At 72.3% G+C, this 23,758-nt stretch carries 19 protein-coding genes; 4 read left to right on the top strand and 15 right to left on the bottom strand.

Going from position 1 to position 23,758, the window contains the following annotated elements; genetic code table 11:
* Positions 1 to 7 precede the first annotated feature (7 nt).
* The 4 genes from RM788_RS02335 to RM788_RS02350 all read right to left on the bottom strand — a co-directional run bounded on the left by RM788_RS02335 (position 8) and on the right by RM788_RS02350 (position 3,572).
* The gene (locus RM788_RS02335; RefSeq protein WP_315929781.1) at positions 8 to 955 is read right to left on the bottom strand and encodes a ferritin family protein; all 948 of its coding nucleotides are present in this window, start codon (positions 953 to 955) and stop codon (positions 8 to 10) included.
* 28 nt (positions 956 to 983) lie between these two features.
* Positions 984 to 1,967, bottom strand: a complete 984-nt coding sequence (locus RM788_RS02340) for a bifunctional lysylphosphatidylglycerol flippase/synthetase MprF (RefSeq protein WP_315929782.1) — start codon at positions 1,965 to 1,967, stop codon at positions 984 to 986.
* The gene (locus RM788_RS02345) at positions 1,964 to 2,461 is read right to left on the bottom strand and encodes a hypothetical protein (RefSeq protein ID WP_315929783.1); all 498 of its coding nucleotides are present in this window, start codon (positions 2,459 to 2,461) and stop codon (positions 1,964 to 1,966) included. Before RM788_RS02345 ends, RM788_RS02340 begins: the two co-directional genes overlap by 4 nt.
* A 205-nt stretch (positions 2,462 to 2,666) precedes the next feature.
* Positions 2,667 to 3,572, bottom strand: a complete 906-nt coding sequence (locus RM788_RS02350) for an alpha/beta hydrolase family protein (RefSeq protein WP_315929784.1) — start codon at positions 3,570 to 3,572, stop codon at positions 2,667 to 2,669.
* Between the two features lie 667 nt (positions 3,573 to 4,239).
* On the opposite strand from RM788_RS02350, the gene RM788_RS02355 reads away from it, so the two are divergent.
* Entirely contained in the window at positions 4,240 to 6,045 is a 1,806-nt protein-coding gene (locus tag RM788_RS02355) for an AMP-dependent synthetase/ligase (RefSeq protein WP_315929785.1), read from the top strand.
* 113 nt (positions 6,046 to 6,158) lie between these two features.
* Here RM788_RS02355 and RM788_RS02360 read toward each other — a convergent pair whose 3' ends face one another.
* On the bottom strand, positions 6,159 to 7,814 hold the full coding sequence (locus RM788_RS02360; RefSeq protein WP_315929786.1) for a glucuronyl esterase domain-containing protein: 1,656 nt from the start codon (positions 7,812 to 7,814) through the stop codon (positions 6,159 to 6,161).
* Positions 7,815 to 7,896: 82 nt separating this feature from the next.
* Positions 7,897 to 8,988, bottom strand: a complete 1,092-nt coding sequence (locus RM788_RS02365) for a cellulose binding domain-containing protein (protein ID WP_315929787.1) — start codon at positions 8,986 to 8,988, stop codon at positions 7,897 to 7,899.
* A gap of 407 nt (positions 8,989 to 9,395) precedes the next feature.
* Between RM788_RS02365 and RM788_RS02370 the strand changes: the two genes are divergently transcribed.
* Positions 9,396 to 12,044, top strand: a complete 2,649-nt coding sequence (locus tag RM788_RS02370) for a SpoIIE family protein phosphatase (protein WP_315929788.1) — start codon at positions 9,396 to 9,398, stop codon at positions 12,042 to 12,044.
* Positions 12,045 to 12,111: 67 nt separating this feature from the next.
* Here RM788_RS02370 and RM788_RS02375 read toward each other — a convergent pair whose 3' ends face one another.
* The 4 genes from RM788_RS02375 to RM788_RS02390 all read right to left on the bottom strand — a co-directional run bounded on the left by RM788_RS02375 (position 12,112) and on the right by RM788_RS02390 (position 16,400).
* Positions 12,112 to 13,362 carry a carboxylate-amine ligase gene (locus RM788_RS02375; protein ID WP_315929789.1) on the bottom strand — a complete coding sequence of 417 codons (1,251 nt, stop codon included), beginning with the start codon at positions 13,360 to 13,362 and terminating at the stop codon, positions 12,112 to 12,114.
* Between the two features lie 82 nt (positions 13,363 to 13,444).
* Positions 13,445 to 13,960 (bottom strand): hypothetical protein, encoded by a 516-nt coding sequence (locus tag RM788_RS02380; RefSeq protein ID WP_315929790.1) that lies wholly within the window; start codon positions 13,958 to 13,960, stop codon positions 13,445 to 13,447.
* A gap of 40 nt (positions 13,961 to 14,000) precedes the next feature.
* Positions 14,001 to 15,725 carry an RNA polymerase sigma factor gene (locus tag RM788_RS02385; protein WP_315929791.1) on the bottom strand — a complete coding sequence of 575 codons (1,725 nt, stop codon included), beginning with the start codon at positions 15,723 to 15,725 and terminating at the stop codon, positions 14,001 to 14,003.
* A gap of 96 nt (positions 15,726 to 15,821) precedes the next feature.
* A complete protein-coding gene (locus RM788_RS02390) occupies positions 15,822 to 16,400 on the bottom strand; it encodes a TetR/AcrR family transcriptional regulator (RefSeq protein ID WP_315929792.1) in 579 nt (192 codons plus the stop codon).
* An 85-nt stretch (positions 16,401 to 16,485) separates the two neighbouring features.
* Here RM788_RS02390 and RM788_RS02395 point away from each other — a divergent pair, with 85 nt between their 5' ends.
* Together RM788_RS02395 and RM788_RS02400 are read left to right on the top strand one after the other, a co-directional pair.
* Positions 16,486 to 17,367 (top strand): SDR family oxidoreductase, encoded by an 882-nt coding sequence (locus tag RM788_RS02395; RefSeq protein WP_315929793.1) that lies wholly within the window; start codon positions 16,486 to 16,488, stop codon positions 17,365 to 17,367.
* Between the two features lie 275 nt (positions 17,368 to 17,642).
* Positions 17,643 to 18,530 carry a S41 family peptidase gene (locus RM788_RS02400; RefSeq protein WP_315929794.1) on the top strand — a complete coding sequence of 296 codons (888 nt, stop codon included), beginning with the start codon at positions 17,643 to 17,645 and terminating at the stop codon, positions 18,528 to 18,530.
* A gap of 31 nt (positions 18,531 to 18,561) precedes the next feature.
* Here RM788_RS02400 and RM788_RS02405 read toward each other — a convergent pair whose 3' ends face one another.
* The 5 genes from RM788_RS02405 to RM788_RS02425 all read right to left on the bottom strand — a co-directional run bounded on the left by RM788_RS02405 (position 18,562) and on the right by RM788_RS02425 (position 23,736).
* Entirely contained in the window at positions 18,562 to 19,779 is a 1,218-nt protein-coding gene (locus RM788_RS02405; RefSeq protein WP_315929795.1) for a GNAT family N-acetyltransferase, read from the bottom strand.
* An 87-nt stretch (positions 19,780 to 19,866) separates the two neighbouring features.
* Entirely contained in the window at positions 19,867 to 20,832 is a 966-nt protein-coding gene (locus tag RM788_RS02410; protein ID WP_315929796.1) for an epimerase, read from the bottom strand.
* A 65-nt stretch (positions 20,833 to 20,897) separates the two neighbouring features.
* On the bottom strand, positions 20,898 to 21,809 hold the full coding sequence (locus RM788_RS02415; protein WP_315929797.1) for a zinc-binding dehydrogenase: 912 nt from the start codon (positions 21,807 to 21,809) through the stop codon (positions 20,898 to 20,900).
* 102 nt (positions 21,810 to 21,911) lie between these two features.
* Positions 21,912 to 22,838, bottom strand: coding sequence for an AraC family transcriptional regulator (locus RM788_RS02420; protein WP_315929798.1), 927 nt, complete (start codon positions 22,836 to 22,838; stop codon positions 21,912 to 21,914).
* 46 nt (positions 22,839 to 22,884) lie between these two features.
* A complete protein-coding gene (locus tag RM788_RS02425) occupies positions 22,885 to 23,736 on the bottom strand; it encodes an SDR family oxidoreductase (protein ID WP_315929799.1) in 852 nt (283 codons plus the stop codon).
* Positions 23,737 to 23,758 lie beyond the last annotated feature (22 nt).

The following is a 23,758-nucleotide window of genomic DNA, read 5'->3' on the forward strand; positions in this document are numbered from 1 at the left end:
GGGCGGTTCAAAGAACGCCCATGTAGCGCAGGCGGACGTCCTGCGTCTCCTGGGACCAGGTGGAGGCGGTCATCATGCGCTCCTCGGCGCTGGTGTCGACGAGCTTGCGGCCCGGCCAGACCTCGTACTCGGGGATCAGGTGGCCCCACTCCGACAGGCCCTGCTGGAACAGGGACTCGCGCTGGAACAGGAAGGGCTGCATCGGGAGGTTCTCCCAGAGCGCGCGGCCGCGGCCGATCAGCTCCAGGATGCGCATCCGCTCGCCGGGCTGCTCCTGCAGGTGGCGCTTGACCACGCTGCTGCCCACGGACAGGTGGCGGATCTCGTCCATGCCCGCGCCGCGCTCGATCTCGGCTCCCGCCGGGTCCAGTTCGGCCCACTTGCGCTCGCTCAGCTCGCCGAACGGGGCGAGCACGCCCTCGACGAGGACGGTGAGGGTGATGACGCCGCCGTAGAAGTCGCCGTTGTCGCGGATCACGGACAGGCCGAAGTCCTCCAGCGGGTCGAGCACGGCCTCGATCGCCTTGCCCGCCACGGTGGTGATGGTGTCCTCGACCTCGGCCTCGGCGATGCCGATCTCGATCAGGTGCTCGCGGAACACGCGGGCGTGCCGGGCCTCGTCGAGCAGCTGGGTGGCGAAGAACTCGGTCGTGACGCGGTCGGGCGCGAGGGACACCAGGTGGCCGAGGGCGCGGGTGACCTTCTCCTCGGCGATGGACCGGAAGGCGAACTCCTCGATCAGCGCCTCGCGCAGCGGGCCGGGCTTGAGCACCTGCTCGGGGATGGCGGCGTCGGGCGTGTGGCCGGTGGGGATGCGGCGCAGCAGCCGGCCCGCGACCTCGTCGAGCCAGTACTGCAGGTCGCAGTCCTCGGGCGTCAGCTCGAGGGTCCGGGCGCCTTCGAGCACGGGACCCGCGTTGTCCCAGTCGACTTCGGGCCTGATCTTGCCGTCCATAGTGGTTCCTCCTCGGGATTCGGGCATGTCAGATGGCTCTCGTGAGCCGGAGCAGGTTCCACAGCGCGGGGAGCGAGACGCCGTCCTCGAAGGCGACGTACTCCGGCTCGACCACGTGCGGCGCCCACTTGCGCTTGAACGCTTCCTGGGTGCGCGAGGGGTAGATGGCCTTGCCGCGCTTGGCGATCAGGTCGGTGACGCGGGTGACGACCCCGCTGGCCGCGCCCGGCACCTCGTTCTCGGCCGCGAGACCGGCGAACGGCGTGTGGCCGAGGTGCAGCCAGCCCGCGCCCTCCTCCTGGAACCGCTGCAGCGCGGTGACGTTGACCAGTTCGATCGTCCCGACCGGGGCGTCGGGGTCGCGGCGGGTCAGGTCGTAGAGCCACCCCGGCCTGCCGCCGAACGCCGGGGAGTAGGAGATGTAGGCGACCGGGCGGTCGGCGACGCTCGCCACGAAGATCCGGCGGTGCTCCGCGCCCCGGCCGCCCCGCTCGCCGATCATGAAGTCCAGTTCCTTGACGTGCCACCCCTTCGCGCGCAACCACCGCGCGTCGATCGTGGCCAGCAGGTCGTCGCGCCCGGTGCTCTCCTCGACGGTGACGCCGTCCCGCTTGGCGCGGGCGATGTTCTGCCGCACCTTGGCCAGCGGGCCGCCGCGCATCGTGAACCGCTCGAGGTCGACGCTGTAGGTGCGGCCGAGCTGGTTGACCACGAACCCCTCGGCCGCGTACAGCTCGGCGTCCTGCTTGGACAGCTGCACGGCGCAGATCCGCAGCCGCTCGCGCCCGGCCCACGCGCGGAAGTCGGCGAGCAGGTCGGCCCGGTGCTCCTCCCGCGTCAGCGGGCCGCACAGCTGCACGACGTGCCGTCGGCTCAGCCGGTACGCGACGGTGCCGGGGGCGCGGTCGCTGCGGAAGTGCCGCGTGGCCTGGTTGTAGCTCAGGAAGGCGCTCGGGTGGTCGCCGTGCTGCCGCAGCGACGCCAGGGTCTCCTCGTCCTCGATGGTGATCACGGAGTCGACACCTTGTCCTCGGTCCGCGTGACCTGCACCCGGCGCTGCGGCTGCTGGCCCGTCACCTGCGCCATGAACGCGTGGAACGCGGGCAGCGGCTCGGGCTCGAACGCGATGCTGAACGGCTTGAGCGTGTTGCCGAGCAGACCGCGGTCGGCGCACAGGTGCAGCGGGATGGCGAGCAGCGCCCACTCCGGACCGGCCACGAGCACCCACAGACCGCAGATCGCCGCGGCCGCGAACCAGTTGTGCATCGTGTTGTAGACGACGTAGTAGGCCTTGTGGATCGGCCCGCCCTTGGCCCTCCGGAAGGCGATCGCGCCGGGGTAGTACCCGATGATGTCGATCGAGAAGAACAGCAGGACGGCGGCCCACCACCGGATGTCGCCGAAGTGCAGGAGCATGAGGACGACGCACGCGGCGAAGCCCACCAGGTACTCGGCGCGCATGATCCAGTACGTCGCCTTGGTGTCGAAGTGGTTGACGTGGTCCACGGGTTTCCTCTCCGGGGGAGGCGGCCCCGGAGAGGGCTGCCGTCGATGTCGTTCCTGCGGTCGGGACCTCGCGGCGGACAGGGCCGCGAGCTTGTCCTTGCGGGACGGGCGAACTACCGGTGCGACGCGGTCGCGGTGGGAGGTCGCCCGTCGGCGCGCGGCGGCGCGGCCCACTCCCCTGTCCGCCCGCACGTCGCGGTCCCGGTCATGCCCGTTCCCCCGCGGGGCCCGCGGCGTCGCGCCACCAGTCCGCGATCCACGAGGGCAGCGGTCCTGGGACGCGGACCCAGCGGTAGCGGTCGAGCTTCTGCCCGGCGTCCGCCGCGGTGTACCTCAGGCGCGTGACCCGCGTGCTCCCGAGCTTCCCCGTGAGCTCCGCCATCGCGGCGGGCGTGTGCATGAGGTCGCCCTCGACGGACACCACCAGCACCGGCAGGTCCACGGCGGACATGGCGCGCTCGTAGTCGATGTCCGCGCCGTCGGGCCGGAAGCGCCCGGTGCTGGCGAACCTCGCCCAGTCGGTGATGACGCCCGCGGACTCCCTGCCCCCGAAACCCACCCGGTCGCCGGGGAAGTACCCCCACGCCCTGCCCAGCAGCGCGGCGGTCTGCGTGCCGAGCAGCACGCGCAGGCCCCGCGGTCGCGGGTAGACGCGGTGGTGCGGGGTGCCGGAGGCGATCAGCGCGAGCCCGTCCACGTCCGCCTCGGGCCTGCCGAGGTAGGCGACGCCGAGCTGGCCGCCGATGCTGTGGCCGAGCAGGACGACGGGGCGGCCGGGGAACTCCCGCCGCGCGGCCGCCACGGCCGCCGGGAGGTCGACCGCCACCATCTCCTGCTGCCCGAACCGGGAGGCGCGGGAGACCGCGGGCGTGCTGCCGCCGTGTCCGCGCAGGTCGCAGACCACGACCGGGAACCCGGTCCGGGACAACCCGCGCGCCAGGGGGTCGTAGTAGGTGGCGACGATCCCCATCGCGGGCACGACGAGGACGACCGGCGCCCGTTCGTCCTCGACCGCTTGGGGGAAGACCCGCAGGCACAGCTGGTCGCGACGACCGACCGGGAGCACCAGCAGCCGTGCCTCGACCTCGTCCGAGGGCGCCCGTCCGGTCATCGCGGGCACCGCGACGGCGTCGGGGTGACGGGGTCACCGCAGCACTGATGGATCACGACAAGCCTCCACGCGGGTGATTGGCCCGACAGGTTCGAAAAACTGGTTGAAACGTTTCACAATGCAAATCGGACCACGCGCCCCACGAACGGCCTCGAAGTCATCGACGAACCCGGCATCGGCCGCGCGTCACCACGCCGAATCCGACCCCACCCCTAGTGCGGAAAGTGCGAAGCCCACCGAAATGGACACCCTGATGATCTTGGAAAAAACACCCCTGCTGTCGAACCCGGACCGATCCGGCATTCGCACTCGCAATCCCCCGTGCGGAGCGGAAAAATGGCGAGGCGAAGCGGAAGAACTGGCAACGCGGCGACGGTAACAGCTCCCTGCCAGCCCGATTGCACATCGCGCAACGGTCCAAAGAGGCAAAAAGCCTGGTCAGTTGGCATAAGAACAATCCCTGGCATCTATCTGCCACGGTGCCCGCCGGTGATTCACGTCACTGTACCCAATGATCTTGCGCTGATACGTTTCCCGCTTCCAACCCCTGCGCGATCCGCTTCGCAATCGCATATCCACCGCGGGCGCCCGCACGGCAACCGGCACAGCTCGTCCGCGTCAACAAATCCGAAATATCCGTACGCCGGTGCGAACACCAGGAGTTCCCATGCGCGAGGTCGCCACCGCGCCGCTACCCACCGTGCCCGTCCTCGGCGGACTGGCCGAACTCGTGCACACCAACGCCGAACGGATCCCCGACTCCACCGCCTTCCGCCGGAAGACGCCGGCGGGGTGGGTCCCGGTCACCGCGCGGAGGTTCCGCGACGAGGTCGTCGAGGCGGCACGGGGGCTCATCGCCTTGGGGGTGCGCCCCGGCGACCGGGTGGTGATCCTGTCGTCGACCCGCTACGAGTGGACGCTGGTCGACTTCGCCGTCTGGGCCGCCCGCGCGGTCTCCGTGCCGGTCTACGTCACGTCCTCCGCGGAGCAGGTGGACTGGATCGTCGCCGACTCCGGTGCGACCGCGGCGGTCGTGGAGACCGGGGAGCACGAACGCCTGGCGCGGGACGCGTTCGCCAAGGCGGGTCGGGACGCTCCGGTGTGGCGGATCGACGACGTCGTGGAGGAGTTGGCGAAGGCGGGCGCCGCGGTGCCCCGGTCCGCGGTCCACGACAACCGCGGGACCACCGAGAACTCCGAGGCCGCCACGATCATCTACACCTCGGGCACCACCGGTCGCCCCAAGGGGTGCGTGCTGACGCACGCGAACTTCCTGGCCGAGGCGCGCAACGCCGTGGGCGTGCTCCGCCCGCTGTTCGGGGCGGGCGGTGCGGCCGGCGCGTCCACGCTGCTGTTCCTGCCGCTGGCGCACGTGGTCGGCCGGATGATCGAGATCGGCGCGGTGTGGGCGGGGGTCACCCTCGGCCACACCCCGAACGTCCGCGACGCGCTGGGCGACCTGGCGACGTTCCGCCCGACGTTCGTCCTCGCCGTGCCCTACGTGCTCGAGAAGATCTACCAGGGCGCCTGGCAGAAGGCCCACGGCAGCGGCCGGGGCGGGGTCTTCGACGCCGCGGTCGAGGTCGCCGTCGCGCACTCGTCCGCCGATTCCCCCGGTCCGGTGCTGGGCCTGAAGCACGCGGCCTTCGACCGGCTGATCTACCGCAGGCTGCGCGAGGTCCTCGGCGGCCGCTGCCGGTACGTCCTGTCGGGCGGCGCCGCGCTCGCGCCGAAGCTCGTCCACTTCTTCCACTCCGCCGGGATCACCGTGCTGGAGGGGTACGGGCTCACCGAGACCACCTCGACCGCCACGATCAACACGCCCGACGTGTTCCGCGCGGGCACCGCGGGCAGGCCGCTGCCCGGCATGTCGATCAGGATCTCCGACAGCGGCGAGGTCCTCGTCAAGGGGCCCACCCTGTTCCAGGGCTACTGGCACGACGAGCGGGCGACGGCGGAGTCCTTCCGGGACGGCTGGTTCGCCACCGGCGACCTCGGGCGGCTCGACGACGGCGGTTTCCTCGTCATCACCGGGCGCAGCAAGGACATCCTGGTGACCAGCGGCGGGAAGAACGTCTCCCCCGGTGTCATGGAGGACCGCGTCAACGCGCACCCGCTGGTCGGCAACGCCGTGGTGGTGGGCGACGGCCGCCGCTACGTGGCCGCGCTGCTCACCCTCGACCACCAGTACTTCCCGGTGTGGAAGGAGAACAGGGGCAAACCCGCCGAGGCGACCGTGGCCGACCTGCTCGACGACCACGACCTGCTGGCCGATCTCCAGGAGGCCGTCGACCTCGGGAACGCCGCGGTGTCGCGGGCGGAGTCGGTCCGCAGGTTCCGCGTGCTGTCGGCGGAGTTCACCCCGGAGAACGGCTTCCTGACGCCGTCGCTGAAGATCAAGCGGAGTGTGGTGGTGGAGGCGTTCGCCGACGAGGTCGAGGCCTGTTACCCGCAGCACGTCCCGTCGTCCTGATCCGACGACCGCCGGCGGCCCGCCGGTAGCGGTCTGCGTGCATGGACGGCGAGGGCCCGGTGCCCGCTCGTCGTCGAGCGGACACCGGGCGACGGGTCCTCGCCGTCAGCCGGTCAGGGGGTGGCGCAGGTGACGGGAGGTGCCGCCCACTGGCCGTTGGCCATCACGGTGAAGCCGAACGTGGTGCTCGCGCCCGCCGCGAGCGAGCCGTTCCCGTTGGGCTTCATGGTCATCAGGTTGCCACCGCCGCTCCAGGTCGGCGTGCCGTTCCACGTCGTGGAGATCTTCTGCGGCGAGGTCACCAGCACGGTGGACGTCCAGCTGGAGATCGCCGCGCCGCCCGCGGTGATCGTCACCTCGCCGTTGAAGCGGTCGCCCCACGCCTGCGTGGTGCGGTAGGTCGCGGTGCAGGAACCCCCGCCCGCGGGCGGGGTGGTGGTCGTCGTCGTGGTCGTGGTGGTCGTCGTTGTGGTGGTCGTCGTGGTCGTCGTGGTGGGGTCGCCGGGGCCGTCGGTCAGGGTGGGGGTGGTCCAGTCCCGCCACTGCGCCAGGTTGCCCGCGGCCTTGCTGGAGATCCTGATCTGCCCCGCCGCGTTGCCGGTCTTGAGCAGGAACTTCTGGATGTTCTGCTGCAACGGCGTCTTCCACTCCGCCCGGTTGGCGCAGTGGTTGCCGTCGGTGATGTCGGACCAATAGGTGATGTTGTCCCCGGCGCCCAACGCCTTGTAGACCTCGGCACCACCCAACGCGGCGACGCTGGCGGATTTCGGGCCCAGGTTGGCGATGTGGGGGTTGTCCATGATGAACAACCCGCGCGGTGCCACCATGGCGACGATCTCGTGGGTGTCCACCGGCAACCCGTTGGGGTTGCTGGTGTACGACCCGAACGCGTCACCGAGCCAGGGTTGTTCGCCGTAGGCGCTGCTCAGGCTTTGGGCGCCTTCGCCGGGGATGCCGCGGAAGATCGGGGCGCCGGCGCTGCCGGACTCGATCGGCATCGTCAACGCGATCCGCTGGTCGAACGCGCCGATCACGAACGCGCCCTTGCCGAACCGCGAGCACCCGGTGACACCGACGGCGTCGGCTTTGAGGATGGTGCCGCCGGAGGTCTCGATGACGTCGATCATCCGGCTCACCCCCCACGACCACGCGGCCAACAGGCCGGTGGTGCTGGTGGCGCCGTAGACGCTGTAGAACGCGCCCTGCTTGTTGTTGCGGGCCGTGCCTTCCTTGCCCACCGCGTACGGGTCGTAGTTGATCACCGCCGCGCCGGCCGCCTTGATGGTGGCCGTGTCCGCGCCGAACCCGCCCAACACCACCACGACCGGGAACGGACCGGACCCGCTGGGCAGTTCGACCTTGGCCGAGAAGCTGGAGGACTTGCCGTTGTGCGACACGTTGACCGTGAGGTTGCTGCTGGACACCGTGCCCGTGACGGTGGTCGGCTTGCCGGGCTTCTCGCCGTAGACGGTCTTCTCCGCGAGTTTGCGGATCTCGGTGCGTCGGCACCGCCAGTCCGACTTCGCGGTGATCCGGGTGCCGTTGATCCTGGTGAACGGGTCGGGCAGCTTCGCGTTGGACGGGGTGGAGCCGGGCAGGGTCACCGGGCAGTCGGCGCCCTCGTCCTCGACCAGGGCCATGGCTCCGACGGACGCCTCGGCCGGGGATGTTCTCGCCATCAGCGTCGCCGCGCCGACGACCGTCAACGCCGCTATCGCCAGCATGGCGACTGTCGAGCGGATTCCGGAGCTGCCCGAACTGGTGCTCACGGCGCTCTCCTTCCGGGTTGGTGGTGGGATCGGCAGGCTTGGGCTTGGTGGCTTCGACCCGTGCGGGAGACCCGGAGGGACGTCAGGGGGTCGAGCAACTCAGGTCGGTCACGCCGGGCGAGCCCGCGCCGCTGGCCACGAACCCGAACGTCGTCGTGGCGCCACCGCCGGGAGAACCGTTGTAGGGGGCGTTCTTCACGCTCACGGCTCCGCTGGCGCCCGTGGCGGTGCCGCCCCAGATGGAGCTGATGCTCTGCCCGCCCGCCAGGGTCATCCGCACCGTCCACCCGGTGAGCGCGGCGGTGCCGTTGTTCTTGACGGTCACTTCCGCCTGGTAGCCGCCGCTCCACGTGTTGACCACCCGCGGCGTCGCGGCGCACCCACCGGGCACGGGCGGCACGGTGGTCGTCGTGGTGGTTGTGGTCGTGGTGGTCGTCGTGGTCGTGGTCGGGTCGCCACCGTTGCCGATGCTGCCCGGCACCGCCAGGAGCGCGTTGTACCAACGGGTCGCCATCTTCGCGTAGCCGCCCGCGTTGGGGTGGACGCCGTCGGCGAGGTCCGAACCGGTCAGCGCGCTGTACATGTCGACGAGGTGGACCTTCTTGCCCGCGGCGACCTTGCCCTGCACGATCGCCGGGATGGCCGCGTTGAACGTGCGCACGGCGGAGTCGGCCGACGGCAGCGGGATGATCGTCGAGACGAACACCGCGGTGTCCGGGGACTTGGCGGTGATGTGGTCGATGAGGGTCGACAGGCGCGCGGGGGCTCCCGACGCGTTGCCGCCGATCATGTCGTTGGTGCCGATGTGCAGCAGCACGGTCTGCGGGCTGTAGGTGGTGAGCCAGTTGACGACGTTGCTGTCGATCTGCGCGATCGTCCAGCCCGAGTGGCCTTCGTGGTCGCGGTCGCCCAGGTTGGAGGGACCGTTGCTCATCGAGCCGACGAAGTCGACGCTGTGGCCACCCGCGACGATCTTCTGCCACAGCTCGATGCGGTACCCGCCCGCCACGGTCAGGCCGTCGGTGATCGAGTCGCCGAGCGGCATCACCTTCACCGTCGCGGCCGCGCTCACCGGCGGTTCGGCCTGAGCCGCGCCCACGAGGGGAACCGCGACCGCGGCGAACAGCGCCGTGATGGCGAGGATCCGGGTGAACGGGGGCCGACTCCTGGTCATAGGGCCTCTTTCCGGTCAGTGGAGCGGACGGGACAGCGTCCTGATTCCCGTCCCGCTACTCGAAACAGATCGGAAATCTGGCCGAAACTTTCTAGCCAGACATGCCAGGGGGTTGCCGCTTTGACAACACATTCATGTATGTGTCCCCATGCAAGACGCTTCTACTGCAACAGAATCCGACCGTTCCCCCTGTTGGCTCAACCAGGGGCCGGTCTCGAAACAATCGGAGGCTGTACAGAAACTTTTTGCGTCCACAGCCGAATTTTGCCTGATTTCGCAAATCCGCGACCCGACATCGCGGGCAACACGGACGCGGCGACGACGTGGTGACCGAACGGCGGCGCCCTGGCGAACGTGAAACCATGTCGACGACCGTGGAGACGCGGAGCCGATTTCCTGGGAGAGATGTGGAAGACCTGGACGTCGGAGAAGGCACGGACCTCGTGGCCTTCGTGGGGGCCGACGGACGCTTGGCGCACCTGAACGCGGCGGGGCGAGCCCTGCTCGGTGTCGATCCCGAAGTGGACGTCACCTCGACGCGCTTCGACCGGTTCATCGTGGACAAGGCGCTGATACCGACCTTGGCCGCGGCGGGCAGGGTGTGGTCGGGCGACACGCTCCTGCGGGCCGACGACGTGGACGTCGAAGTTTTCCTCGTGTGCACGACCTCGCCCGGTGGTAGCACCATCGTGGCGCGTGCTCTCGACAGCAGGCGCGTCGGTGAGCGCTTCCTCGCCGACCTCGAACGCGAGTGGCAGTCCCTGGACGACGCCGAGGACGTCATGGCGCTGGCGACGCGGCGGCTGGGCAAGCACATCGGCGCGGACCGGTGCGCCTACGCCAGGACCGAGGCCGACGAGGACCACTTCGTCATGAGCGGCGACCACGCCACGGGCTTGCCGAACCTGGTGGGGCGGTTCGCGATGTCGCAGTTCGGCGAGGACTGCCTGCGGGCCATGCGCGCGGGCGAGCCGTGGGTGGTGGCCGACTGCGCCGACGACGACAGGCTGCGGGACGACGACCTGGCCGCCTACGAGACCACGGGCATCCGCGCCGTGATCTGCTTGCCGCTGCTCAAAAAAGGGCGGTTCGTCGCGGCGATGGCCGTGCACCAGGCGACCGCGCGGCGGTGGACGGCGGCCGAGGTCGACCTGGTCGCGGCCGTGGTCAACCGGTGCCGGGAGTCGCTGGAGCGCACCCACGCCGCCAGGGCCCTGCGCGACAGCGAACAGCGCTACCGGCTGCTCGTGGAGCGCGCCACCGACGGCATCTGGATGGTCGACCGCGACCTGCGGTTCGTCGAGGTCAACCCGGCGGGCTGCGCGCTGCTCGGCTACGAGCGCGAGGAACTGCTGGGCAGGTCCGCCGCCGATCTCGTCGTGTCCGGCGACCAGAGCGCGGTGGACGAGCTGACCGCGCCGTTGTCGACCACGCGGGAGGTGAACGAGGTCTGGGAGGTGCGGCGGGCGGACGGCACCGTGCTCGCGCTGGAGCTGAGCATCCAGGGCACGCCCACCGGGTGGCAGGCGATCGCGCGGGACGTGACGGCGCGCCAGCGGGCCGAGGCCGAGCGGGAACTGCTGCGCCAGCACGAGCACGAGGTCGCCGAAGCCCTCCAGCGCAGCCTGCTCCCCCGGCAGCTGCCCGTGCTGGAGCGGCTGGCTGCGGCCGCGCGGTACCTGCCCGCGTCGACGCACGCGCAGACCGGCGGCGACTGGTACGAAGTGCTGCACATCAAGGACTCCACCATCGCGCTGTCGGTGGGCGACGTCGTGGGCAAGGGCCCCACCGCGGCCGCGGTGATGGGACAGCTGCGCAGCGCGCTGGCGAGCTACCTGCTCGACGGGCACTCCCCCGCCGGGGCGCTGGAACGCCTGGACACCTTCGCGCTGAGGGTGAACGGGGCGGTCGGCAGCACGTGCGCGTGCCTGACGTTCGACTGGTCCAACGGGCTGCTGCGCTGGGCCGTGGCCGGGCATCCGCCGCCGGTGCTGGCGGGCAGCGGTGACGCCCGGTTCCTCCACGACGGCGGCGGGCCGGTGCTGGGTGTGCGCAGGCGTGCGACCTACCGCGAGGCGACGGCGGTGCTGGCGCCGGGGGCGTCGATCGTGCTCTACACCGACGGGTTGGTCGAACGCCGCGACGCGCCCATCGACGTCGGGTTGGACCGGCTGCTCGACGTGGTGCGCGCGGGCGGCGGATCCGCGCCGGACGTGCTCGCCCGCGGTGTCACCGACGCGATGCTGGCCGAGGGGCATGACGACGACGTGGCGCTGCTCGTGCTGCGGTACCTGCCGGAGCCCCTGCTCAGGCTCGGCGTGCCCGCGGAACCCGTGCAGCTGGGCGTGATGCGGCGCTCGGTGGACGCGTGGGCCGCGGAGGCGGGCCTCGGGGCGGACGCGCTGGACGACCTGCAACTCGCCCTGGGCGAGGCCGCGGCCAACGCGGTCGACCACGCGTACCCGTACGGGCGCGGTGACTTCGACTACGAGGTGGCCCGCACCGCCGAGGGCGGGATCGACGTGGTGGTGCGGGACCGCGGCCGGTGGAGGCCGGAACCGGCGGACAACGGGAGCCGGGGGCGGGGGCTGCGGCTGATCAAGGCGCTGTCCGAGCGCTCGAACTTCGACCACGGCGACGGCACCGGGACGACCGTGCGCTTCCGCCTCGCCGCCGAGGCGGTCGAACTCCCCGACGTGTCCCGCCCCGCTCCGGTGGGGCCTCCCGCGGACGCGGACGGAGAGGTGCTGGCGGTGGAGTTCACCGGCGACCTCGACCTCGCCGAGGTGGAGGAGGTGCGCGCCGGACTGCTGGCGCGGATCGCCACCGCGGCGCACCTGCGGATCCAGGTCGACCTGACCCGGCTGCGCTACCTGAGCAGCTCCGGCGTCGCGCTCCTGCTCGACCTGGCGGCCGCGGCCACTCGTGTGGACAGCACGCTGACCGTGACCGCCGCGCGGGGCAGCGCGCCCGCCCGGATCCTGGAGCTGTCGGGTCTCGACGGGATCTCCACGGGGAGCAACCTGACCGTGGACACGGCACCCGCCACATCGTGATCACCCGGTTCGCGGCGGACGTGGGCGGAGCGGGCCTGATCGGTCGGGGACCCGCTCCGTCCGCGTGTCACGCGCGGGACGCCGTGGCCTCGGCCACGAAGTCGACCAGGGCGGTCCTACCCCGGCCCGCGGCCTGGCGCTGCCGCTCGGCGCCCGTGCCGTCGGCCAGTAGTTCCTTGAGCAGCCTCCGCACCAGCGTGTCGTCGCCCGTGTCCTCCAGCGCTTCCCGGACGTGGCCGAAGAGTCCCGCCAGCAGGTCTTCTGCCGGTGCGGCGCGGCCCAGCAGCACGTCCACGCCGGGCCCGGTCATCCCGTGCCGCGCGGCCGACCACACGGCGGCCGCCGCGACCTGGGCGTCGATCTCCGGCCCCTCGACACCCCGGTCCAGGTCGGCCAGCGCGGTGCGCACGAGCGCGCGGGTCAGTCCCGCCTGCAACACGGCGCCGTCGACCGTCAGCGCGGTGTCGGCCGCGCGCACCTCGACCGTGGGGAACGCCGAGGACGGGCGGACGAGCCAGAAGCTCATGCGCGGATCGACCAGCACGCCGCAGTCGACCAGTCGTGAGACCTCCGCGTCGTACTCGGCCGCCGACCCGAACCGCGGCGGCACCCCGAAACCGGGGAACGCCGACTGGCGCAGCACCCGCCAGCTGCCGTACCCGGTGTCGCGCCCGCCCGCGAACGGGGAGTTGACCGACAGCGCGAGCAGCGTCGGCAGCCACGGCCGCAGGTGGTTGACCACGGCGATCGCCGTGTCGCGGTCGGACACGCCGACGTGCACGTGGAGGCCGCACGACTCGTAGTCCTCCACCACCGCCCGGTACCGGTCCGCGATGGAGTCGAAGCGGGCCCCGGTGGTGTTGCGGACGTCCGGACCCGGCAGGGGCGGCATCCCCGAGGCGAGCAGGAGGCAGTCCTCCTCGCGGGCGGCTTCCCCCAGCCGTCCGCGGCCCGACAGCACGTGCTCGCGCACCTCGTCCAGGTCCCCGCACACCCCGGTGGAGGTTTCCACCTGCGAGGTCAGCAGCTCGGCGTGCACGTGCCCCGGTCCGCCGGCACCCGCGCGGGCCAGCACGGCGGGCGCTCGCGGCGCGGTCCGCCGGGTTGCCCGGTCCGCCAGGAGGAACTCCTCCTCGACACCCATCGTGACACCACCGCGTTCGCTCACGCGGACACCCCGCCCGGACTCCGGGCCCTCGGAGCGCCCGTCGGCGAAGGCAGGCTCACCGGCCACTTGGGACGCGGAGCCGACGGACGTGGCTGAGCGGCGGGGTCCTTGTGCGGTCACGGCGGTGCCGTGCCCCCGGTTCTGGTCCATGGCTCGGGGTTATCCCGACGCGGCGGTTCGAATCCGGCACGCGGGCTTTTGTTCCTCCCCGTTCAGCGCAACAGCCCCGCCGTCAGCGGGTGGCCTGCCGGTCGGGGGCGGTCAGAGCCAGGACGGCGGCCGACTTCTCCGCGTCCAGGAACCGCAGTCCCATGAAGTTGTCGCCCGCGGTGAACCCCGGCAGCGCCCAGATCGCCTCGTACGGCACCCGGACCGGCCAGTACCCGCGCAGGCTGTAGACGTTGTCCCAGACGCACTTGCCGGGATCGGGGTTCCACAGGCGCCGGGCGAACGCCGGATCCCGGAACCCGTGGCCGACCTCGCCGATCGCCAGCACGTGCTTGCGACCGGTGAGCAGCACGACATCACCGGTGACCACGGTGTCCATCCGCTTGTCGTGCTTGCCCGTCGCACCCCAGAACCGCGCGGACCCGCCGGGGTGCAGGACCTCCAGCCGGGCGAGGTCCGCCGGGTCCAGCAGTTCGGCGTAACCGGTCTCCGCGAACGGCACGCACCTGTCCAGGGTCTCCGCCCCGTACCGACGCGCCTCGGGAGTGCCGTAGGAGGGCTGGATGAAGACTTGTGCCACCGCCGCAACATACCGGTGGGTTTCCGGCCCGGACGAGTGGCTACGGCACCTTCCAGAAGTTCTCGAACAGCACGTCGCCGTTCGCGTCGCGGGCCACGGCGTGGACGATGCCGGAGGGCGCGGGACCGGTCGACGGGACGAAGACGGCGAAGGTGCGGCCCGCCACGGCGGCCGGGCGCAGGGGTTCGTCGCCGGGTCCGATCTCGACGGTGGCCACCTCCGGGAGGAGTTCGCCGCCGATGACGATGCCGAGGTCGCCGACGAAGCGGGTGTCCCTGACCACGGCGGGCGCGCTGCTGCCGACGAGGCGATCGCGTTTCGCCACGGCCTTCTCCCCGTCCGACTGGCACGTCACCAGGCTGCCGGAGTTGCGGCCGAGGACGACCAGGCCGCCGGGGTAGGTCACCAGGGCTCCCGACTGGTAGGAGTCCGGGTCCGGCAGCGGCTGCGACGCGCGCGCCAGGCAGTCCCCGAGGGCCCGGCCCGCGTCGGAGGCGCGATCCGGCGCCGGACCGTCGGGCCGGTCGCTGACCACGGCGAGGGGAGGCGCGGGCGCGGTGAGGGTCCTGACGGCCGTGGGGTCCTCCGAGTCGGTCTCGCTGATGGTCATCGCGGTCCCGGTCGGGTTCACCCCGGTCCTGGCGACGAACATGTGGTCACCCGTCTCCGCCCTGACCGCGACGCTCCCGTTCGGACCGGTGCCCTTGAGCGCGGTCAGGCGCCAGTCCACATCGGTCACCCCGGCGACGACGCCCTCCCGGCTGAACAGGACGGCGGCGGTCCCGGCGCCGGGTGCCGCGTCGGGGTCGGTCACCGTGGCCGTGGTGGGTATGACCTGGCAGAACAGCGGCTTGCCGTCGGCTCGCGCGGCGACCACGCCGATCTGCGAGTCGCCCACCGTGAACACCGGCCTCCAGCGCGAGCGGTCGGCCGCGCCCTGCCGTCCGATGGCGGACCAGCAGCGGTCCAGGGCGGCCGAGGCGAACTTCCGGTCCAACGGCGGCCCGGTCACCGCGGCCTCCTCGACGGCGGGCCGATCGGCTTCCGGCGCGGCGTCCGGAGCCTGCCGCAGCACGAAGACCGCTCCGGCCAGCAGCACCGCGGCGGCGGTCACGACGGCGGGCAGCCGGGACGACTTCCGGGGCCGGTGGTCCAGCCCGTGGTCGACCTCGGCGCGCAGCCGCGTCCGCAGTTCGGCGGGCAGCGCGGTGCGCGCGCGGGCCTCGTCGTCCGGGGTGTCCTCCGCCAGGCCCGCTCGGGCGAGGGCGAGGCGGGAGCGCACCGCCGTTTCGGCGACACCGAGGTGCGCGGCGGCGTCGGCGACCGCCAGATCGCCCAGCAGGCACAGTTCCGCGACCTCGCGCTGCTCCTGCGGAAGCCGTCCCACGGCCTCGACCACCTCGCGCGTCCACGACTCGCCGTCGACCCGGTGCACCACCTCTTCGGCGCGGCCGTCCACGATCGGCGGCCGGTCCGGATCGCGGCGCACGACGGCGCCCGCCGTCAGGTACAGCGACGGCAACGCGCTGTCGCGGAGCGGGGCCGCCTCGGCACGGGTCCGCCACGCGGTCAGGAACGTCTCCGACGTGATCCCGTGCGCCCGCTCCCACGACCCGGTCAGCCGGTGGGCGTGGTTCCACACCGCCTCGACGTGCCGCTCGAACAGCACGCCGAACGACTCCCGGTCGCCCTCGCTCCACAGCACGGCGTCTCCCGGCGGAACCGCTCCGCGGACCTCCACGCCCGGCCTCGTCTCACTCGTCACAGCGAACAATGTGCCGGCAACCCCGAACGCGGTCGCGGCGCCACCCTCGTCACGAGGTCGCGATCGTCCACCGACAACCGGCTGACGTGCGGCCGGTCAGCCCAAGGACCCTGTCGCCGCCCGTAACTCGTCCAAGGCGGACAAGGCGTACCCGACGAACTCCTCCTCGACGTCGCGGTCGCCCTCGGACCACTCGGCGAACCCGCGCTTGAAGGCCAGGACGCCCATCTCGCTCGCGAGAGCCGCGATCGGGTCCGGCACGCCGCGGGCGGTCAGAGCGCCCGTCATCGCGGCCGCGAGGCTGACGGTCTTGAGGGCGTCGCGCTCCTGGAGTTCGGCGCTGGCGGCGACGGCCGCCTTCAGGCGAGGAGCGAGCTCGCGGTTCATGGGGCCCATCATGGTCGCCACGCGTTCGAGACCGGCCGCGACCGCTTCGAGCGGACTGACGCCGTCGGGGGCCTCGGCGATCCCCTCCGACAGCAGCCTGCTCATCGTCTCCTGCCCCGCCACCAGCAGTTCGCGCTTGTCGGGGAAGTGCCGGAAGAAGGTGCTCTTGGTGACTCCGGCGCGTTCGGCGATCTGCGCGACCGTCGTGGCGTCGTAGCCCTGCTCGGTGAACAGGTCGACGGCGGCCAGGACAAGGCGTTCACGCGCTCCCGGTTCCCAACGGCCCATGGGTCCATCATAGATGATGGGACTCTTGTCCCGTCACCCTGCTACAGTGATGGGACAAGAGTCCCATCACTCACGGGAGAGATCCATGCGCGTCTTCATCACCGGTGCCACCGGCCTGATCGGGTCGGCGGTCGTCGCCGAACTGCTCGACAACGGCCACACCGCGCTCGCCCTCGTCCGCTCCGACGCGTCCGCGAAGGCCGCCGAAGCGGCGGGCGCCGAGCCGCTCCGAGGGGCTCTCTCCGACCTGGACGTCGTCCGCGCGGGCGCGGCGCAGGCCGACGGCGTGATCCACTTGGCGTTCGCCAACGACTTCAGCAGCCCCGAAGCCCTCGCGAACGCGATCGCCGAGGAGACCGCCGCCCTGGAGACCCTCGGCGGGGAACTGGTCGGCAGCGACCGCCCCCTGGTCACGGTCTCGGGTACGCCCTGGGTGCCGGGCCACACCTCCACGGAGGCCGATCCGGTGCCGACCGACGGGCCCGTCGGCGGTCGGGGCCGCACGGTCACGGCCATCCTGGGACTGGCCTCGCGCGGGGTGCGGAGCACGGCCGTGCGCCTGCCGCGCACCGTCCACAACGAGGGGACGGGCGGGTTCGCGGGTCTGCTCACCAACATCGCCCGCCAGACCGGCGTGTCCGGCTACCCCGGCGACGGCGCGCAGCGCTGGCCCGCCGTGCACGCGCTCGACGCGGCGGTCCTCTTCCGACTCGCCCTTGAGCAGGCGGAAGCAGGCACCTCGTGGCACGCCGTGGCCGACGAAGGCGATGCCGTGCGCGACATCGCCGCGGTCATCGGCCGACGGCTGGGCCTGCCGGTCCAGTCCGTGCCCGCGGAGACCTACGGCCCCCTCGGCCCGATCTTCGCCGCCGACCAGCCCTCGTCCAGCACCCGCACCCGGCAGGCGCTCGGCTGGGAACCGAAGCACCCCAGCCTGCTGGAGGACCTGGAGAACATCCAGCCCTGACCGGGAAACGCCTTCGGACGCCCCGTGCCGCAAGCAGGTCCCTCCGGCGACCGGCTTGCGGCAGTCCGGGTGCGCGTCGCCGTCCGCGGCGTTCCGGGTTCCGGGTTCCGGACGACCGGGCGAGCGGGCGAGCGGTTCGGATCGGCGTCCGCCGCCGCCCGGTCGTCCGGGATCGTCCGCCGGTCGGCTCGCACGACGGGAACGGTCGTCCTCCGCACTGCCCCGTCCCGCCGTCCAGCCACGGCCAACCGGCTGGTCGTGCTGTACTCGCCGGCATGGACATCCCGTCGATCATCTCCACGACCCGCGAACTGGTGGTCGAGCACTACGTCTTCGCCGAAGTCGCAGCGGAACTGGACGCCCTCCTGGCCGCGCGGGTCGACCACTACGCGACCGCCACCACCCCCGAGGAGTTGTCCGCGCTGGTCACGGCGGACCTCCAGACCGTCAACGGCGACCGGCACCTGCGGCTCAAGCACCACGTCGACGCGGTGTCGGAAGGCGACGACGAGGCGACCAACCGGCGTGACAACAGGGAGTTCGACGAGAGCATGGGCGGCGTGCCGCTGCTGTGCGGGCTCGACGGCGGCGTCGCGCACCTGGAACTGGCGCCGCTGCTGTTCCCGGTGGGGATGGTCGCGGAATCGATCACGGCGGCCTTCACGCTCGTCGCGCACGCGAGCGCCCTGATCATCGACCTGCGGCGCAACCACGGCGGGGACCCGCACACCGTCGCGTTCGTGTGCAGCTACCTGCTCGACGAGCCGACGCACCTCAACACGTTCCACACCCGTGAAGACGAGTCCTACCAGCAGTTCTGGAGCCTGCCGCACGTGCCGGGAACGCGGTTCGGCGGCACCAGGCCGGTGTACGTGCTCACCAGCGGCACGACGTTCTCCGGCGCCGAGGAACTGGCCTACGACCTCCAGCAGTTGGGGCGCGCCACGATCGTCGGCGAGACGACCGGCGGCGGCGCGCACCCGCGCCGCGGCTTCGCCGTTCACCCGCACCTGGAGGCGACCATCCCGACCGCCCGCGCGATCAACCCCGTGTCCGGCACGAACTGGGAACTGGTCGGCGTCGTCCCCGACATCGCGGTGCCCGCCGACGAGGCGCTCGACCGCGCGCACCGCGAGGCGCTGACCGCGCTGGGGCAGAGCTAGAGAACCGGGGACCGCCTCTGCTCGTGCCGGGTCAGAACCAGTGCAGGCAGTGCGGTGGGCGGTCGGTGTGGAAGAGGGCGTCGGCGAGGGCGGCCGCGCCGGGGTGGTGGGCCCGGATGTGCCCGGCGCGCACGAGCGTGCTCGGCGCGGTGCCGCCGAGGTACACCGAGCCCAGGTCCCTGATGTCCAGGGACAGGTCGGGCTCCCGGTCGGTCGGGACGCAGTCGGCCTTGCCGTCGCGGACGGTCAACAGGTGGCGGCCGTGCTCGCCGAGGGCCGGGTCGTCGACGTCGAGGACGAGCTCGCCGTCGGCGGACCAGCCTCGCGCGGTCAGCGCGCGCGGGACGTCGAGCAGCCGCACCCAGAGCCAGTCGGTGTCGTCGTCCACCTCGCCCGCGCGGAAGTCCTCGAACTGCCAGCGCAGCGGGTGTCCTGGCGGGACGTGCTTGAACACGACCTTGTCCACCAGGTCGTGTCCGAGGACGAACCGGGCCAGGGCGGTGAACACGGCGTCGTCGGTGGTGATCGTCTCGTCGACCGTCAGGGTGCGCGCGTCGACCGAGTAGCTGGCGTAGCCGTCCGGGACGCCGTCGGTGTCGCGGTGGACGGCGATGTAGCGCGGCGCCGGGGAGATCGGGGGCTGCCCCGCGCCCGCGGTCCACCAGCGGTGCGGCCGGGACAGCGCGCCGGGCTGCGCGCGGCGGTACCGGTCGTAGACCTCTTCCAGGAGGTCACCGCACTCGGAGCGCCGCAGCAGTTCGACCTGGCCCGCCGCCGGGTCGTCGGCCGTCGCGCGCGCCCTCGGAAGGGCGAACACCCCTTGGTGGCGCGACACCGTCAACCGGGAGTCGTAGGTCGCCAAGCCGTAGCCGAACCGGCCGTAGATCGGGGCCTCGGAGGAGAGCAGCACGGAGAGGAACTCCCCTCGGGCCCGCAGCTCGGCGAGCTGGTGCCGCATCATCGCGCTGAGGACGCCTCGGCGCCGGTGCGTGGGCAGGACGCCGACGACGGACACGCCTGCGACCGGGACGACGACCTCACCGGGGAGGGTGAGTTCGAACGAGTACGCGCCCGCGGTGCCGATCGGCTGCCCGGCGGCCGTCGTGGCGAGCAGGCACCGGTCCATCTCGAGTGCCGACCACCAGACCCCGCCGCGTTCGGTCGGGGTCTCGGGGAAGCGCCCGAGCGCGGCGTGGAACGTGTCGACGAGGACGTCGAGGTCCTGGTCGGTCGTGGAACGGATCTCCATCGCTGCCGCTGCCTCCCGCGATACCGGCACCACACCCGTGGTGTCCCTCCGCAGTGGACTGTGGGCCCGGCACCGGGTCAAGTGGTTTTACGGCCCGGTCCGCCCGCGCACAGCCCGTACGAGGTCCGCCGCGGCGGTCTCCCAACGGGGGAAGTCGAAGGTGAAACCCGCCTCCGACAGCCGGGTGGGGACCACGCGGCGGCTCTTGAGGAGGAGTTCGGTGTCGGAGCGCAGGACGAACGCCCCGATCCCGGCCATCCGGCTCGTCGCGGGCAGCCCGACCGGCATCCGCCACGCGCGGCGGAGGACCCGGCCGAACTCCCGCTGCGGAAGGGGGTCCGGGGCGGCGAGGTTGACCGGGCCCTCGACGTCCTCGCGGGTGAGGAGGAACTCGACCGCCCGGCGGAAGTCGTCGGCGTGGATCCACGACACGAACTGCCGCCCGCCCGCCACCGACCCGCCGAGACCGAGACGGGCCATCCAGGACAGGACGTCGAAAACGCTCCCCCGGTCCGGGCTCATCACCATCGCCGTCCGCAGCGCGACCTTGCGCGTCCGCGGTGTCACCGCCTCCCGCTGGGCCTCCTCCCACCGCTTGGCGATCTCCACGCTGAACGCCCAGTAGTCCGGCACACCGGGTTCCCCGCCACCGATGATCCCGGTCGCCTCGTCGTTGGGCGCGTCGTGGCGGTGGGCGTAGATCGTCGCGGTGCTCATCTGCAACCACACCCCCGGCGGCGCGGAGGCCGCCGCGACGGCCTCACCGACCACCCGCGTGGAGTCCACACGGGACTCCAGCATCTCCCGCAGGTTCTCCTCGGTGTACCGGCAGCTGACGCTGCGCCCCGCCAGGTTGACCACCGCGTCGGCGCCGTCGACCTCCGCCGTCCACGGTCCCGGAGTCCGCGCGTCCCACACCACCGAGCGCACCCCACCGCCGAGGTCGACGCCGCCACGCCTGCTGAGCACCACCACCTCGTGCCCGGCCGCGGCCAGCGCCCTGCTCAGGAAACCCCCGACGTTCCCGGTCCCACCGGGCAGCACGATCTTCACAGTTCGACCCCTTCCCCCGTCCCGACACTACTCGGGGGAAGCTGAGGGGGACCTGCTCCGCGACGTCACGACACGTCGAGGACGACCTTGCCGTGGACCTCGCGCGCGAACAGGGCGCGGACGGCGTCGTCGACGTCCTTCCAGTCGCCCCGCCGCCCGACCTGCGCCGACAACCGCCCGGAGGCCACCAGTCCCAGCAGGTCCGCCAGTTCCCCCGCCACCGGGGACGACGCGTCCCCGAAGCTGTTGATCGTCCTCGGCGCGCCGAACGCGAACAGCGATCCCGCCGCGAACGTGGTGTCCTGCCCGGAAGCCGAGCCCACGAGGTGGATCGCCCCGCCTTCGGCCAGCAGGTCCCACGCCCTGGCGACGTGCGGGCCGCCGACGGTGTCGAGCACGAGGTCGAACCGGCCGTCCACAGTGGACAGGTCCGTCACGACCTCCCGCGCACCGAGTTCGCGCAACCCCGCCTCCCGGCCGGGACCGCCGACGGACGCCGTCACGTGCGCGCCGGCGATCGCGGCCAACTGGACGGCGAAGTGCCCCACTCCCCCGCTGGCGCCGGTGACCAGCACCCGGCGTGCCAGCAGCGACCGGGTCCGCAGGACGCGCAGCGCCGTGACCCCGGCGATGCCGAGTGCGGCCGCGTCACCCAGCTCGACGCCGTCGGGGACGACGGCGAGCCACCTGGGGCTGACCGCCACCCGCTCGGCCCACGCGTACGGCGCCATCCCGAGCGCGACGCGGGCGCCCTCGGCGGGGCCGGAACCGTCGGCCGCCGCCCGGAGCACGACACCGGCGGCGTCGTGCCCGTGGATGGCGCCCGCGGGCCACTGGTCGGCGTACTTCAGCTCACCGAGGTTCAACCCGATGTGCCGGATCTCCACCACCGCCTCGTCGGCGGCGGGCAGGGGCTCCTCGACGTCGGCGAACCGGACGGGTCCGCCGTCGCCGTGTTCGACTACCAGTGCGCGCATGGTGATCTCCTCGTCCGCGGGAAAGCTCGTGACACCGAGCCTTCGGCACGGCGGCACCGCCGACCACGTCCGGGAGGATCAGAAGTGTGGCCGTCTGCCTCGTCAGGCGATCCGCTCGCGGACGGTGCGGCGGTACTCGCCGGGGGCGATCCCGCGGGCCCGCCGGAAGGCCCGGCTGAACGCCTGCGGTGTCGCGTACCCGACCGAGCCCGCCATCACGTCGATGGGTTCGTCGGTGTCGCGGAGCCGGAGCGCGGCGAGGTCCATGCGCCACCGCGTCAGGTACGCCCCCGGCGTCTGCCCCACCGCGGCCGGGAAGCGCCGTGACAGGGTCGCCCTGGAGACGCGGATCGCCGAGGCCAGCGTCGCCGTGGTCCACGACCGTTCCGGTTCCTGGTGGATGCGCGACAGCGCGTCGCGCACGACCGGGTCGAGCACCGCGCCCAGCCACGAGCCCGTCCGCTCGGCGGGGTGGCCTGCCAGCCACGCGCGCACGAACTGGACCAGCAGGAGGTCGATGATGCTGTTGACGGCCGCGGTGGTGCCGATCCGCGGCCGGGCGAGTTCCTCCTCCAGCAACCGGATGGCGCCGTCGAGGGAGGGGTTCTCCCGTGCCGCGAGGCGCATCGGCGCGGTGAGCGCGCCGAGCACCAGCGTGCTCACCTCGGGGTCCTGCTCGTAGTGCAGGGTGAGCAGCCGGGTCTCCACCGGGGCGGTGCCCAGTCGGAGGACCGCGGCCGCCGAGTGGGCCTCGACCGCGGCCACCCGGTCGCAGGGCTCCATCCTGGCGCCCGGCTCGTTCGACAGGCCGTGCGCCGTGCCGGGCGGCAGGAGGACGACGTCCCCCGTGTCCAGCCTGCGCGGTCGCTCGCCGGGCACGTTGAGCCACATGGTCCCGGCGGACACGGCGTGCAGCGCGGCACCGGGGAAGGTGTCCAGCCACACGCCCCAGGCACCGCCGGCTTCGAGCCGCACCCCGAGCGATCCCCGTGCGCCCGAGACCCGCAGGGCGTCAGCCAGGAGATCCACCACTCCATCGTCGCACGGAGCGGAGGCGGGCAGCCGGGTTCCGGGATCAGTGGTCGAAGGCGACCGAGACCGCGTGGTCCTTCCGGGTCTCCAGCGCGGTGAGCCGCTCGGTGAGCGCGGCGTGGACGGCGTCGTAGGTGTCGGCGCCGAGCGGGAGGCGCAGGGGCGGGTTCGGGTCGCGGGTGGTGTCGTAGACGGCGGCGGCCACCTTGGCCGGGTCGCCGGTCAGGGCGTTGTCGTCGAGGGCTTCCAGCGAACGCCGGGTCCGGCCGACGGCGGTGTCGCGGTAGGGCGCCGTCTCGTCGGTGAAGCGCAGCGCCGAGGCGAACCCGGTGCGGGTGCCGCCGGGTTCCACCAGGGTGAGGTGGATCCCGAAGTCGGCGACCTCGCGGCTGACGCTCTCGGTGAAGCCCTCCAGTCCCCACTTCCCCGCGTGGTAGGAGCTGTGCGTCGGGATGCCGACCTGGCCGCCCATGCTGGAGACCTGGATGATCCGGCCGCCGCCCTGCTCCCGCATCGGCGCCAGGAAGGCGCGGGTGATCAGCATCGGCGCCAGCAGGAGGACCTCGACCTGGTCGCGGACCTGCTCGACGGTCATCTCCTCGGCGGCGCCCACGACCGCGTACCCCGCGTTGTTGACCACGATGTCCACGGGACCGGTGCGGATGGTCCTGGCGACCACCTCCTCGACGTCCGCGGGCTTGGTGAGGTCGAGGACCTCGACGGTCAGCCGGTCGCCGTGGACCTCGCGCAGGTCGTCGAGCGCGGCCGGGCGGCGGACCGTGGCGGTGACGCGGTCACCGCGGCGCAGGGCGTGCCCGGTGAGGTGGCGGCCCAGTCCACCGGAGGCTCCGGTGATGAACCAGTGGCGTACGTCCATGTCCGCGGGCGAGGGCATGCGGCCTCCTGGGCTAGAGTTC

Origin of the sequence: Umezawaea sp. Da 62-37 (genome assembly GCF_032460545.1) — a bacterium.
Classification (GTDB): domain Bacteria; phylum Actinomycetota; class Actinomycetes; order Mycobacteriales; family Pseudonocardiaceae; genus Umezawaea.